Annotated in this window: 12 protein-coding genes; 9 read left to right on the top strand and 3 right to left on the bottom strand. The window is 58.5% G+C overall.

Translation table 11 applies throughout. From position 1 onward, the window contains the following. Nucleotides 1–94 precede the first annotated feature (94 nt). Nucleotides 95–1,219: a helix-turn-helix transcriptional regulator gene (locus ADADOO_RS12160; RefSeq protein ID WP_511277767.1), complete on the bottom strand. Its 1,125-nt coding sequence runs from the start codon at nt 1,217–1,219 to the stop codon at nt 95–97. A 432-nt stretch (nt 1,220–1,651) separates the two neighbouring features. Here ADADOO_RS12160 and ADADOO_RS12155 point away from each other — a divergent pair, with 432 nt between their 5' ends. The 4 genes from ADADOO_RS12155 to ADADOO_RS12140 are packed head-to-tail and all read left to right on the top strand — an operon-like array spanning nt 1,652 to nt 4,029. Beyond that, nucleotides 1,652–2,275, top strand: coding sequence for a hypothetical protein (locus tag ADADOO_RS12155; RefSeq protein WP_511277766.1), 624 nt, complete (start codon nt 1,652–1,654; stop codon nt 2,273–2,275). 35 nt (nt 2,276–2,310) lie between these two features. Then, nucleotides 2,311–2,979, top strand: a complete 669-nt coding sequence (locus tag ADADOO_RS12150) for a PEP-CTERM sorting domain-containing protein (protein ID WP_511277765.1) — start codon at nt 2,311–2,313, stop codon at nt 2,977–2,979. Nucleotides 2,980–3,021: 42 nt separating this feature from the next. Next, on the top strand, nt 3,022–3,726 hold the full coding sequence (locus tag ADADOO_RS12145) for a PEP-CTERM sorting domain-containing protein (RefSeq protein ID WP_511277764.1): 705 nt from the start codon (nt 3,022–3,024) through the stop codon (nt 3,724–3,726). Between the two features lie 57 nt (nt 3,727–3,783). Beyond that, nucleotides 3,784–4,029 carry a hypothetical protein gene (locus tag ADADOO_RS12140; RefSeq protein WP_511277763.1) on the top strand — a complete coding sequence of 82 codons (246 nt, stop codon included), beginning with the start codon at nt 3,784–3,786 and terminating at the stop codon, nt 4,027–4,029. A 153-nt stretch (nt 4,030–4,182) separates the two neighbouring features. Here ADADOO_RS12140 and ppsA read toward each other — a convergent pair whose 3' ends face one another. Both ppsA and ADADOO_RS12130 read right to left on the bottom strand, forming a co-directional pair. Further along, a complete protein-coding gene (gene ppsA / locus ADADOO_RS12135) occupies nt 4,183–6,558 on the bottom strand; it encodes a phosphoenolpyruvate synthase (RefSeq protein ID WP_511277762.1) in 2,376 nt (791 codons plus the stop codon). A gap of 32 nt (nt 6,559–6,590) precedes the next feature. Continuing rightward, on the bottom strand, nt 6,591–7,367 hold the full coding sequence (locus tag ADADOO_RS12130) for a GntR family transcriptional regulator (protein ID WP_511277761.1): 777 nt from the start codon (nt 7,365–7,367) through the stop codon (nt 6,591–6,593). Between the two features lie 172 nt (nt 7,368–7,539). On the opposite strand from ADADOO_RS12130, the gene ADADOO_RS12125 reads away from it, so the two are divergent. The 5 genes from ADADOO_RS12125 to ADADOO_RS12105 form a co-directional block, all read left to right on the top strand. Continuing rightward, nucleotides 7,540–8,322, top strand: coding sequence for a (Fe-S)-binding protein (locus ADADOO_RS12125; protein WP_511277760.1), 783 nt, complete (start codon nt 7,540–7,542; stop codon nt 8,320–8,322). Then, on the top strand, nt 8,319–8,987 hold the full coding sequence (locus ADADOO_RS12120; protein ID WP_511277759.1) for a LutC/YkgG family protein: 669 nt from the start codon (nt 8,319–8,321) through the stop codon (nt 8,985–8,987). Before ADADOO_RS12125 ends, ADADOO_RS12120 begins: the two co-directional genes overlap by 4 nt. Continuing rightward, on the top strand, nt 8,984–10,414 hold the full coding sequence (locus ADADOO_RS12115; protein ID WP_511277758.1) for a LutB/LldF family L-lactate oxidation iron-sulfur protein: 1,431 nt from the start codon (nt 8,984–8,986) through the stop codon (nt 10,412–10,414). Before ADADOO_RS12120 ends, ADADOO_RS12115 begins: the two co-directional genes overlap by 4 nt. A gap of 261 nt (nt 10,415–10,675) precedes the next feature. Next, on the top strand, nt 10,676–10,990 hold the full coding sequence (locus tag ADADOO_RS12110; protein WP_511277757.1) for a hypothetical protein: 315 nt from the start codon (nt 10,676–10,678) through the stop codon (nt 10,988–10,990). Between the two features lie 18 nt (nt 10,991–11,008). Continuing rightward, nucleotides 11,009–12,443: FAD-binding oxidoreductase (locus tag ADADOO_RS12105; RefSeq protein WP_511277756.1), on the top strand; the 1,435-nt coding region annotated here is incomplete at its 3' end.

Raw genomic sequence — 12,443 nt, 5'->3', positions numbered from 1 at the left:
CGGCTCGTAGAGTTCGCCGCCGAGCAGCTTGCGGTACTCGTTGGACTTGAAGTCGAACGAGCACAATCCTAATTGGGTATCCCCGATCAGAACGTCATCTCCTTGTTGCCGGTAGCATGACAATCAGACTCACCAGATCTTTCTGGGAGCGTGTTCCGGTTTTTGCCAATGCAGCTTGTAGCTGAGTTCTTGCCGTGGTCCTTTTGAGTCCTTCATGGACTGCGTATTCATCGATTGTTTCGCCGTGAGCCAATGCGCGGACCAAACGCGCCTCAGCAGGGGTCAGCCGAAAAAAATCCATTAGTTGTTGCACGGTTGCGATTCGTTGTCCGCTGTTGGTGGTGATAACGGCGAGCAATGCTGCACGGCTGCTAGGTAGTGGGTGCGTGGTATGCCCGCTTCCCAGAGCGATCAAGGTAAGGCAGCAATGCTCGGTGCTGCCTTTTATCCCAAGGTTTACATTGCTTGGCTTGGCCTGAGCCAGGGCTTGGCGAATCGCTGCCTGCAAGCCCGCATCCCTGTCGGGATTGCAGGCACAGAGTCGACCATGGGCTTCATGAAACCATGTCCCAGCGTGCAGAAGGGCCAAACCTCGCTGATTTGCCCATAGCACGCGGCCGGAAGGTGACAGGGCAAGTGTCGCAAGGTGCGATACCTCAAATACAGTCTCGCCAAACCCCTTCTCATCGGTCAATTTCTGGAAGTGAAGCATCAGGCGTAGCGACCGTTGCAAATGCGGAAGCAGACGCTCCAGGCTCTGAGCCTCGTGGCTCTGGAATGCGCTATGTCCGTTATAGCGCTGGAAGCCGATCATGATCATTTGATCGCTCTCTTCGACCAGATCACCAGAACCGAGCAAATAGTGCACTCCCACCTGGGGTAGCAGGTAGTCCTGAAAAAATTCATTTCGACTGACGAAACGGGAATCAAAATGTTCATTGCAGTTCAGCAACTGCCCGGGTGCCTGGGTTAGCGCAAGTTGCCGGCGCGGGTCGATACCGGCGTAGTGCGCCGCGTAATCGGGACCAACTTCGCCCGGCAACCCGGTGGAAACGCTGAGCAAAGGGATTCCTGAATTCCGATCCCAACCGACCAGATGACAGGTATCCCCATCGAGCAAGTTGGTCATGGCGGAGAGCGCATCCGACATCCGCTCCGGCACTAGGGCAGATTCGTAGAGCAACGCTAACGCGCGGTCAAAAACAGCTTCACGATCCATGGCGCCCCCTCTACTTGTCGGATTCTGTAGGCATGCATCATGCCAGCGCAAGTCGATTGGCATCATGCAATTGGATGATGATTGTTCGCGGCGGTTCCAGTAATTTTTGTGCCATGTGAATAGAAGGCTGTGGTACCTCAGGTTGGCGCCACTCCTGCTCACTCTAATGGCGCCTTTACGTCGCATGGATCTATGCCATTACGGTAATTGCTGGCAAGTACTATAGGAGAAAAATAATGATCAAGAAAACGAGGCTAGCCAGATGGCTGGCGACGAGGATGCTGATCAGGGGAGCGGCTCAGGCATCCGAAGAGGGACTCTACGACAGCGAAACGCCAATAGGAGCCTGCCCCAGACTTACGGAGTTAGATTTTTTAGGGTAGCCCCGAGCTCCCCTATTTCGTCTGGTTTGTTATTTCACGGGGGTAAGTTATGAAGAGAATATTGCGTTTGATGGTGGCGATGTGGCTCGGCATTGCCTTGGAGGTGACGGCCGGGATGTATCCGGTTGAACTGATACTTGACGGGAATGGAAAGCTGGCCGGGGCGAAAAATCTGCTGGTTGAGGGCAATTTGTTCGATGTATCGTTTGTCGATGGCACCTGCGCTTCAGTTTTCAGCGGGTGCGATTCGCCATCGGACTTCCAGTTCCAGGATAGCTTCTACGGGAGATCTGCTACGCAGGCGCTATTCGACCAAGTGCTTACCGGCATTTACGACAGCGATCCGACCCGTACTGCGGGGTGCAGCTTTGGCCTGCTATGCGCGGTAACGACACCGTATTACACGAGCGTTGACAACGACAGCCTGCTCTGGGTTTTGGCTTTCAATGGCGAAGATATCCGCGTGGCGGATGCGATCGAGGTTTCGGGTAACGCCAGGCGCTCGCTACTCGATTTCACCAACGAGATCGCCTATGTCTGGGCTGTCTGGACACCAGCGGATCGCGCGACCGTTCCAGAGCCAGCATCGCTGGGGCTTGTCCTCTGTGGGTTGGCGGTGCTAAGGGCATACACCCGGAGGCAAACCCAACAGAAGGGAAGCTTATATTTATAACTATGGGGGTCTGACCCCCGTTAATCCCCCGAGTAATGCAACAAAAACAAACAACGAATCAACGCATTATGCGAGTTGCACCAAAATTGGTTTTCCCATCACAACACGCGCATTTGCATGTTTCCATGGCAAAACTATTTTCACGGAAAGGAATAGAAATGAAGCACTCAGAGATCAATACGAAATGGATATATAGACTGCTGATCGTTTTCACATTGCTATTTGGCATTTCTCAAACAACCCAAGCGTCTATCGTCGCATCAGTAGAACAAGGTAGCGCTGTTATTCTGAATTTTGATTTCACCAGCCTAACGCCCCCTCCACCTTATACGACTGTTTCTGTAGATTTTTCATACGATGGCATATTCAATGACGGCCAAATCGATAATGGAATCATTAAGTTCTACAGCGAACTAAACGGTGCAGGGAACGTAATTTCCACCTTCACATGGTCGGACATTTCTACACTATTCGGCTCAGGTAATGCGCAATATTCCGATGGCGTGTTTTCCGCTGTCTTTTCTTCCACCGACGGCGATATCTTGATCGTCTCAGCAACGGCAAACGCCACTTTGAATACAGGCCAAAGACTGTCAATCAACGCGGAGATCGGCAATAGCATTCCTGAGCCATCCAGTCTAGCCCTCGTAGCCCTGGCTCTTGCTGGTTTGCGTAGGAAGCGTATATCGGGGTCACGTATATAGGAGTCTGACCCCAATTTTTCGCTTTCAAGGAAGGGAACAGAAATGAACCTATACGACTTCGTCCGCACCTTGATGCTGGCTCGCAAGAAACTGTGCGGAGTGCTGGCGCTGGCTATCGTCGGAATGGCCCAGGCAGCACCGGTAACCTATTACTTCGGCGGGCAGTTGACCTATGTCGACTCCCTCTTGTCACCAACCCTCTCCGTCGGCAACGATTTCAACGGCACATTCACTTACGAGTCGACCACCCCCGATTCCTCGCCAGCCGACCCGAATCGGGGGCTCTACGGGCCAGGTCCGGCGTTCGCAGTCACCGTCAATGGCCTGCCCTTCTCAATTGCGGGCGGCGGCAGCGGATCGGTTGCGGTGTACAACGATGTTTTCGGGATCGATTCCTTTACGGTCGGTTCCGGCGACTCTGCGACGACTGGTTCCGATATCAACGGCTATTTTCCTTCGGCGTTCTTCATCAACATGAACACCACCGTCATCACTCCTTCGGCGCTCACTAGCGACGCCTTGCCGTCCTCCGAACTAGATTTGGCGTTGTTTGACTTTTCAAACTTTGAGATTTACTTCGAGAATCCACGCCAGCTTTTTCAGCTTGTAAATATCGCTGCTCCGCTGAGCTACCTGAGCCTCACCGACCCCAACGCCAACAGCATCCCCGAACCCGGCAGTCTGGCATTGCTCGGCTTGGCACTGGCGGGAACGCTCGTCGTCCGCCGCCAATACAAACGCTTTTGAACACATAACCAAGTTGTACCCGAAGCACCTACCAAACCGACAGGAAAGGAATTAGCCATGGAGTACTTCAGCCAGTCAGAGACAGCAGAAATAATCAACAAAATCGAGCTTCAATTGAGCAGCCCCACTGCCCGCGGTAAAGCAGGTCTCGAAGCAGTCTCATCAGAGGATATATGTAAAGCTATTCCCTATGTAATCATGATACTGGAAGCAATCGGGACCGCTCTTGGCCCCATGGGAAAACTGGTAATTGGTGGGGTCGTATCGCTCGTCAAGGAATGGAGCAAAAAACACTGCAAATAACCAAAATATTTCGGATTTTGATCGGATTAACTAACGACGACAATCCGGAAGCAATTTCCTTCACAGAAAGCAAAGAAGGCCGGGATCGCTCCCGGCCTTTTCATTTTTGGCTATTTTCCCGGTTGACCGTGCGATTCACGGTCGAGGCGGAAATCAGGCCTTTTTGTGGCTCGCCAGTTGCGTCCAGGTGTCGACCACGGTGTCCGGATTCAGCGAGATGCTGCTGATGCCCTGATCCATTAGCCATTCGGCAAGATCGGGGTGGTCGGATGGGCCCTGGCCGCAGATGCCGATGTACTTGCCGGCCTTGTTGGCCGCAGAGATGGCCATGGCCAGCAGCATTTTGACGGCCGGGTCGCGTTCGTCGAAGAGGTTGGCGACCAGGCCGGAGTCACGGTCGAGGCCGAGCGTGAGCTGGGTCAGGTCGTTGGAGCCGATCGAGAAGCCGTCGAAGATCTTGAGGAAGTCGTCGGCCAACAGGGCGTTGGACGGGATTTCGCACATCATGATGAGCTTGAGGTCATTTTCGCCCTGCTTGAGGCCATGTTCGGCCAGCAGATCGACGACGCCCTGGCCTTCGCCGACGGTACGCACGAAGGGCACCATCAGCTGGACGTTGGTCAGGCCCATTTTTTCGCGAACCTTCTTCATGGCGCGGCATTCCATCTCGAAACAGTCGCGGAAGGACTGGGCGATGTAACGCGAAGCACCGCGGAAACCGAGCATCGGGTTTTCTTCTTCCGGCTCGTAGAGCTCGCCGCCGAGCAGCTTGCGGTACTCGTTGGACTTGAAGTCGGAGAGGCGGACGATGACCGGGTTCGGCCAGAAAGCGGCGGCGATGGTCGAAACACCTTCAACCAGCTTCTCGACGAAGAATTCCTTCGGCGAAGCGTAGCCACGGGCGCGGCGCTTGATTTCTTCGCGCTTCGAAGCCGGCAGACGTTCGACGTCGAGAATGGCCTTCGGGTGGATGCCGATGACGTTGTTGATGATGAACTCGACGCGAGCCAGGCCGACGCCGGCGTTCGGCAGCTGGGCGAATTCGAAGGCCAGTTCTGGATTGCCGACGTTCATCATGACCTTGACCGGGACGTCCGGCATGGCGGTGATGTCGCGCGAAGTGATTTCGAAATCGAGGCTGCCGCGGTAAACGTGGCCGGTGTCGCCTTCCGTGCAGCTAGCAGTCACGACTTCGCCTTCAGTCAGCGTTTCGGTCGCGTCACCGCAACCGACGATGGCCGGGATGCCCAGTTCGCGGGCGATGATGGCGGCGTGGCAGGTACGGCCGCCACGGTTGGTAACGATGGCCGAAGCGCGCTTCATGACCGGTTCCCAGTTCGGGTCGGTCATGTCGGCGACGAGCACATCACCCGGCTTGACCTGGTCCATTTCCTTCGGGTCCTTGACGATGCGGACCGGGCCGACGCCGATTTTCTGGCCGATGGCGCGGCCGGAGGCGAGCACCTTGGAGAAGGACTTGAGCTTGAATTTCTCGACCTTGCCGGCGCCGGCCTGCGACTGAACGGTTTCCGGACGGGCCTGGAGGATGTAGAGCTTGCCGTCGATGCCGTCCTTGCCCCACTCGATGTCCATCGGACGACCGTAGTGCTGTTCGATGATCATGGCGTAGCGGGCCAGTTCCATGACTTCTTCGTCATTGAGCGAGAACTGGTGACGCAGGGATTCTTCGACTTCCTCGGTAATCACCGACTTGCCAGCGACCTTTTCCGTCGAGAAGGTCATCTTGATCATCTTCGAGCCGAGATTGCGACGCACGACGGCTTTCTTGCCGGCGGCCAGCATGGGCTTATGCACGTAGAACTCGTCCGGATTGACGGCGCCCTGGACGACGGTTTCGCCGAGGCCGTAGCTGGAGGTGACGAAAACGGCATCGCGGAAGCCGGATTCGGTGTCGAGCGTGAACATCACGCCGGCGGCGCCCTTGTCGGAGCGCACCATGCGCTGGATACCGGCCGACAGGGCGACGTCGGCATGGACGAAGCCCTTGTGCACGCGATAGGAAATGGCGCGGTCGTTGTATAGGGAAGCGAACACTTCCTTGATGGCGTGCAGGATGTTTTCGAGGCCAACGATGTTGAGGAAGGTTTCCTGCTGACCAGCAAAGGAAGCGTCCGGCAGGTCTTCGGCGGTGGCTGAGGAGCGCACAGCGAAGGACATGTCGGTGGTCGAATCGGCGACCAGGCGCTGATACTGCTCGGTGATGGCGATGGTCAGATCCATCGGGAACGGGGTGTCCATGATCCACTGGCGGATCTCGGCACCGGCCTTGATCAGGGCATTGACGTCGTCAACATTGAGTGCATCGAGCACGCCATTGATCTTGGCGTCGAGGCCGGACTGGGCGAGGAAATCACGGTAGGCCTGGGCCGTCGTGGCAAAGCCACCCGGCACGCGAACGCCGGTGTCGGCCAGCTGGCTGATCATTTCGCCGAGGGAGGAATTCTTGCCGCCGACTTTGTCGACGTCGTTCATTCGGAGTTTTTCGAAAGGTAGGACGAGCGGTTCCATGCGAGTTCCTTGCTGGGAAGTTGAATTGAAAATCAGGATGTGGGGTTGGAAAAATCAGGGCTGAGACGACGTGCCGCAGTTTCGCGGCGGGCAACGCTGCGCAGGGTTTGGGCCAGGGTTTCGCGGACGAAATCGATGTGTGTTTCGGCCGCTGCGCGGGCAGCTTGCGGCTTGCGGCCAACGATGGCTTCGTAGATGGCGGCGTGCTGGCTCTTGAGCAAGTTGCCGGCCGCCGGCACCGTTTTCAGTTCACCGAGATTGAGGCGGATGTTGTCGTGCATGAGGCGCAGCAGGGCCGATGAGAGGTGGCCAAGCAGCGCGTTGTGGGCCGCCTCGCCGACGGCCTGGTGAAAAGCGATGTCGGCGGCTGAGCGCTGATCCATGTTTTCGTTGGTAAAAGAGGCATTCAGCGCCGCGAAGCGCTGGCCGAGTCGCGTCAGGTCGGCATCGGTGGCGCGCTCGGCGGCCCACTCGGCGGCCTGGCCTTCGAGCATGCGGCGGAATTCGAGCATGTCTTCGCGCAGGTTGGGATGGCTGCCCATCATGTCTTGCCAGGGGTCGAAGAAAGTCGCTTCGAGTGCGTTGGTAACGTAGGTGCCACCGCCCTGCCGACTCTGTACCATGCCCTTGGATGCCAGTTTCTGGATCGCTTCGCGCAGCGATGGACGGGAGACGCCAAACTCGGTGGCCAGTTCGCGTTCCGGCGGCAGGCGGTCACCCGACTTCAGCGAACCTTCCAGGATGCGGCGCTCCAGCGAGGCAGCGACGGCATCGGAAATACGCGGGACCTGCACTTTATTGAGGGGCATCGGGCTCGGCATGATTGGTAAGACCGGCGCATTTTAATCAGCGATTCAGCAAAGTGCAAGTGCAGGATATTCCCTTATTTTATTGACTAAGTAACGGTATTCACGTAAATTTTCATCTGCACGAATATTGGTCTTACCATTTTACCGTTAAAACATTCACAACGGAGACAAGATGAAACAACCGGAATCCGCAGTGCCACGGCCTGGCGACGTTTATTTTTTTGCCACCTGTGTCGTCGACCAATTCTTTCCCGGCGCCGGAATGGATGCCATCACGCTGCTTGAACGCCAAGGCATCCGCGTGCACTTTCCCGAAGAGCAGACTTGCTGCGGTCAACCGGCGTATACGAGTGGTTTTCCCGATGAGGCGCGCAAGGTGGCGGCGCACCAATTGACGCTCTTTCCCAACGACTGGCCGGTGGTCGTGCCGTCCGGCTCCTGCGCCGGGATGATGAAGCATCACTACCCGACGCTGTTTGCCGCCGACCCGGTGCGCAAGGCCCAGGCCGATACCCTCTCGGCACGCATCTACGAGCTGACCGATTTTCTGGTCAATGTCCTGAATTTCCAGCCCGATGACAAAGGTGGCGACTGCACCGTCGTGCTGCATACCTCGTGCTCGGCCCGTCGAGAAATGGGTGTCCATCTGACCGGGCGCAAGCTGCTTGGCGGTCTTGGCAAAGTGACCGTGGCGCAACAGGATCACGAATCGGAATGCTGCGGTTTCGGCGGCACCTTCTCCCTCAAGCAGCCCGAAATTTCCGGGGCGATGGTCGAAGACAAGGTCAAGGCCTTGAAGGCGACCGGCGCCGAGCGCGTCGTCAGCGCCGACTGCGGCTGCCTGATGAACATCCTCGGCCACGCCGCCTGGAAGGATGAACAGGAAGGGCGCAAGACGCCCAGCCTGCCTGGCGAACACATCGCCAGCTTTTTGCTGCGGAGGACTTCGAAATGAGCGCCCGTGACCGGATTCTTGCCAAATTAAGGGCAAAAATGCCGTCGACCGTGGCAGCCCTGCCCGATGTCGCCGGCTGGTTCGCCACCCATCGCGTCGTCGAATCGGCAGCCGACAAGGCCAGGCGCTTCCGCGCCTGCATCGAACTGGCGCATGCCGAAGTGCACGCGGTGACCCCGGCCAACTGGCTGACCACCCTGCGCGAAGTACTGCGCACCAAGGGTCTCGACAAAATCCTGGTCAGCAAGGAAACGACGCATGGCTGCGCCGTGCTCGATGATTTCCCGGCGCAAGGCATTGACTGCCAGGTTTACGACATGGCCATCGAAGCCTGGAAAACCGAGATGTTCAACGCCACCCCGGCCAGCCTGACCGCCGCCCGCGCCGCCATCGCCGAGACCGGCACGCTGATCCTGTGGCCGGATGCGGCCGAACCGCGGCTGATGTCGCTGGTCCCGCCCGTCCATTTCGTACTGCTCGACGCCGGCAAAATCTACAACACCTTTTTTGAAGCGATGCAGGCAGAAGGCTGGGCCAATGGCCTGCCGACCAATGCGCTGCTCATCTCCGGCCCGTCGAAAACCGCCGACATTCAGCAAACGCTGGCCTACGGTGCGCATGGCCCGAAGGAACTGGTCGTGCTGATGATCGGAGACGAGCAATGAACGAGCACATCCTGCAATTCAAGCCATCCGAAGGCTTCCGCGCCCGCTCCAAGGCCGTCGTAGACAATCCTTTCCTGCGCCAGAGCTTCCGCGGCGCGATGGATTTCCTGATGAGCAAGCGCGCCGCCCAGTTCCCCGATTCGGAAGAACTGGAAAGCCTGCGCACGTTGGGCGAAAGCATCCGCCAGTACAACCTCGCCAAGCTGCCGACGTTGCTGGTCCAACTGGAAGAAAACCTGAGCCGCAACGGCATCCAGGTCCATTGGGCAGAGACGCCGGACGAAGCCAACGCCATCATCCTCGGCATCTGCCACGCGCGCCGGGCCAAGCTCATGGTCAAGGGCAAGTCCATGGTCAGCGAGGAAATCGAGCTCAACCACGCCGCCGAAGCTGCCGGCATCGGCGCGCTGGAATCGGACATGGGCGAATACATCGTCCAGCTGGCGGGAGAAAAACCGTCGCACATCATCATGCCGGCCATCCACAAGACCAAGGAGGAAATCGCCCGCCTGTTCGCCGACAAGGTCGAAGGCGTCGATTACACCGACAACGTCGATGCGCTCATCCAGATCGGCCGCAATGTCCTGCGGCAGAAATTTTTAGAGGCTGACATCGGCCTTTCCGGCGTCAATTTCGCCGTCGCCGAAACCGGCACGCTGTGCCTGGTCGAGAACGAAGGCAATGGCCGGATGTGCACCACGGCGCCGCCGGTGCACATCGCCATCACCGGCATCGAGAAGATTGTCGAAAAGCTCGAACACGTGCCGCCGCTGCTTTCCCTGCTCACCCGGTCGGCGACCGGCCAGAACATCTCGACCTACTTCAACATGATCTCCAGCCCGCGCCAGGCGGGCGAGAAGGATGGCCCGAGCGAAGTACACCTGGTCCTGCTCGACAACGGCCGCACCCAGGCCTACGCCGACGAGCAGTTGCGCAAGACGCTGCAATGCATCCGCTGCGGGGCGTGCATGAACCATTGCCCGGTTTATACGCGGATTGGCGGCCACGCCTACGGGACGACTTATCCCGGGCCGATTGGCAAGATCATCTCGCCGCATATGCTGGGGCTGGAGGCGACGTCGACGATGGCGACTGCCTCGTCGTTGTGCGGGGCCTGTGGCGAGGTTTGTCCGGTCAAGATTCCGATTCCGGAGCTGTTGATGCGCTTGCGGGAGGAAGCGTTTACCGCGCCGCATGCGAATCCTTCGATGATTGGTCAGGGGGCGGGGTATAGCTGGTTGATGACTTCCGTCTGGAAGGGGTGGGCGGCGGTTTATCGGTCGCCTTCCTTGTACGGGGTGGCGACCTGGTTGGGGAGTCGGTTTTCGTGGCTGACGCCTTCTCGTCAGGGGGCTTGGACGTCGGTTCGGGTTCCTTTGAAGCCGGCGGCGAAGCGGTTGCGGGATATGTTGCGGGAACGTGGCTAATGGCAGAAGTGCCTTCATTACCTTGGGGTTCCGCCTTGCTGGCGGGCGTACTTTCTTTTGCTTCGCCAAAAGAAAGTAGCCAAAGAAAAGGCGACCCCAGGGTCGGCGCCCCTTCGGGGTTCCTTGCGCTACTCGGCAGGCCGGGCGGCTGCGCAACTCGGGCTTCGCCCTCAAACAGTCCTCGCCGACTGCCCCCGGCCTACCTGCGTTGCTCAGCGCCTTCCAAGGGGCCCAAAAGCGTCCGGGATCAACCGAAGCGCCATGAATTGGCATTCCTACGGTCAACCCGAAAAAAAGCCCAAAAAAGAAATCCACCCGTCGTTCGTGGACGCCTTACCAGGCCCCTTGAGAGGTGCCGAGCAACGCAGGCTGGCGCGGAAAAAGGGCGAGCACTGTTTGAGGGCGAAGCCCGAGTTGCGCAGCCCCCGCGCCAGACGAGTAGCGCAGGGAACCGGCGCAGCCGGCACCGACCCAGGGTCGCCTTCTTCTTTGCTTACTTTCTTCTTGGCGACGCAAGAAGAAAGTAAGACGCGCCTCAAGCGCGGAATACAACGCCAATCAGCCGACACCAAATAACAAATCCGAGACAAACCCATGAGCGACCTCATCCACGCCCTGAGCAACCACCTCCCGCCACACCAGATCATCGTCGATGACCTGCGCCGTTTGGCCTACGGCACCGACGCCAGCTTCTACCGTCTGACGCCCGAGGTGATCGCCGTCATCGAAAACGAGGCGGAAGCGCGCCAGGTGCTGCAGACCGCCAGGCAGCACAACCGCCCCATCACCTTCCGGGCAGCGGGCACCAGCCTCTCCGGCCAGGCCATCACCGATGGCATCCTGGCCCTGATCGGCGAAGGTTTTGCCACCTACGAACAGAATGCCGACGCGAGCAGGGTCAAGGTTGGCCCCGGCATCGTCGGCGGCGAAGTCAATCGCCGGCTCGCTCCGTTTGGCAAGAAGATCGGCCCTGATCCGGCCTCAATCGGCGCCGCCAAGATCGGTGGCATCGCCGCCAACAACGCCTCCGGCATGTGCTGCGGCACAGCGCAGAACAGCTACCGGACGCTGGCCGGCATGCGTGTCATGCTGGCCGATGGCAGCGTGCTCGACACCGAGGATCACCTGAGCGTCGATGCTTTCTCCAAGAGCCATGCCGTGCTGCTCGGCGAACTGGAGCGACTGGGTCGCGACACGCGCAACAACGCGAAGCTGGCCGAGCGCATCCGCCACAAGTTCAAGATAAAGAACACCACCGGCTATAGCCTCAATGCACTGATCGATTACGAAGACCCGATCGACATCCTCAGCCACCTGATGATCGGCTCGGAAGGCACGCTCGGCTTCATTTCGCGCATCACCTACAACACCGTGGTCGAAGACCCGTTCAAGGCGTCGGCGCTGGTTTTCTTCCCGGACATCCGTACCGCCTGTGAGGCGGTCATCCGTCTCAAGCCGCAACCGGTTTCGGCCGTCGAACTGCTCGACCGCCCGGCTCTGCATTCGGTCGAAAACAAACCCGGCCTACCGACCATCATGCGCCAACTGGGCGAAGAAGCCGCCGCGCTGCTCATCGAAGTCCGGTCTTCCACGGTCGACGGGATAAATGAGCGAATTTCGCAAGTTCATGCCGCAATGGCAGGCGTCGCCACCGTCGAGCCGATAGTTTTCTCCACCGATCCCGCCACCTGCGAGATGTATTGGAAAGTCCGCAAGGGCACCTTTCCAGCCGTCGGCGCCATGCGCCGCACCGGCACCACGGTGCTCATCGAGGACGTCGCCTTCCACATCGAAAACCTGGCCGACGCGACGCTCGACCTGCAGACCCTGCTCCGCCATCACGGCTACCACGAGGCGATCATTTTCGGCCATGCACTGGAAGGCAACCTTCACTTCGTCATCACCCAGGATTTCGGCGATGCCAGCGAAGTCGACCGCTACGCCCGCTTCATGGACGATCTCTGCCACATGGTCGTCGACAAATACGACGGCTCGCTCAAGGCCGAGCACGGCACCGGCCGCAACATGG

The sequence above is a fragment of the Azonexus sp. genome, assembly GCF_036170495.1.
Classification (GTDB): domain Bacteria; phylum Pseudomonadota; class Gammaproteobacteria; order Burkholderiales; family Rhodocyclaceae; genus Azonexus.
Note: the sequence above shows the minus strand (reverse complement) of the source record. Positions and strands in the feature narration are given on the sequence as shown.

Bases quoted from the DNA above. Each gene is read 5' to 3' on its own strand.
- ADADOO_RS12160 (WP_511277767.1), bottom strand. From the start codon at position 1,219: ATGGATCGTGAAGCTGTTTTTGACCGCGCGTTAGCGTTGCTCTACGAA.
- ADADOO_RS12155 (WP_511277766.1), top strand. From the start codon at position 1,652: ATGAAGAGAATATTGCGTTTGATGGTGGCGATGTGGCTCGGCATTGCC.
- ADADOO_RS12150 (WP_511277765.1), top strand. From the start codon at position 2,311: ATGCAACAAAAACAAACAACGAATCAACGCATTATGCGAGTTGCACCA.
- ADADOO_RS12145 (WP_511277764.1), top strand. From the start codon at position 3,022: ATGAACCTATACGACTTCGTCCGCACCTTGATGCTGGCTCGCAAGAAA.
- ADADOO_RS12140 (WP_511277763.1), top strand. From the start codon at position 3,784: ATGGAGTACTTCAGCCAGTCAGAGACAGCAGAAATAATCAACAAAATC.
- ppsA (WP_511277762.1), bottom strand. From the start codon at position 6,558: ATGGAACCGCTCGTCCTACCTTTCGAAAAACTCCGAATGAACGACGTC.
- ADADOO_RS12130 (WP_511277761.1), bottom strand. From the start codon at position 7,367: ATGCCCCTCAATAAAGTGCAGGTCCCGCGTATTTCCGATGCCGTCGCT.
- ADADOO_RS12125 (WP_511277760.1), top strand. From the start codon at position 7,540: ATGAAACAACCGGAATCCGCAGTGCCACGGCCTGGCGACGTTTATTTT.
- ADADOO_RS12120 (WP_511277759.1), top strand. From the start codon at position 8,319: ATGAGCGCCCGTGACCGGATTCTTGCCAAATTAAGGGCAAAAATGCCG.
- ADADOO_RS12115 (WP_511277758.1), top strand. From the start codon at position 8,984: ATGAACGAGCACATCCTGCAATTCAAGCCATCCGAAGGCTTCCGCGCC.
- ADADOO_RS12110 (WP_511277757.1), top strand. From the start codon at position 10,676: ATGAATTGGCATTCCTACGGTCAACCCGAAAAAAAGCCCAAAAAAGAA.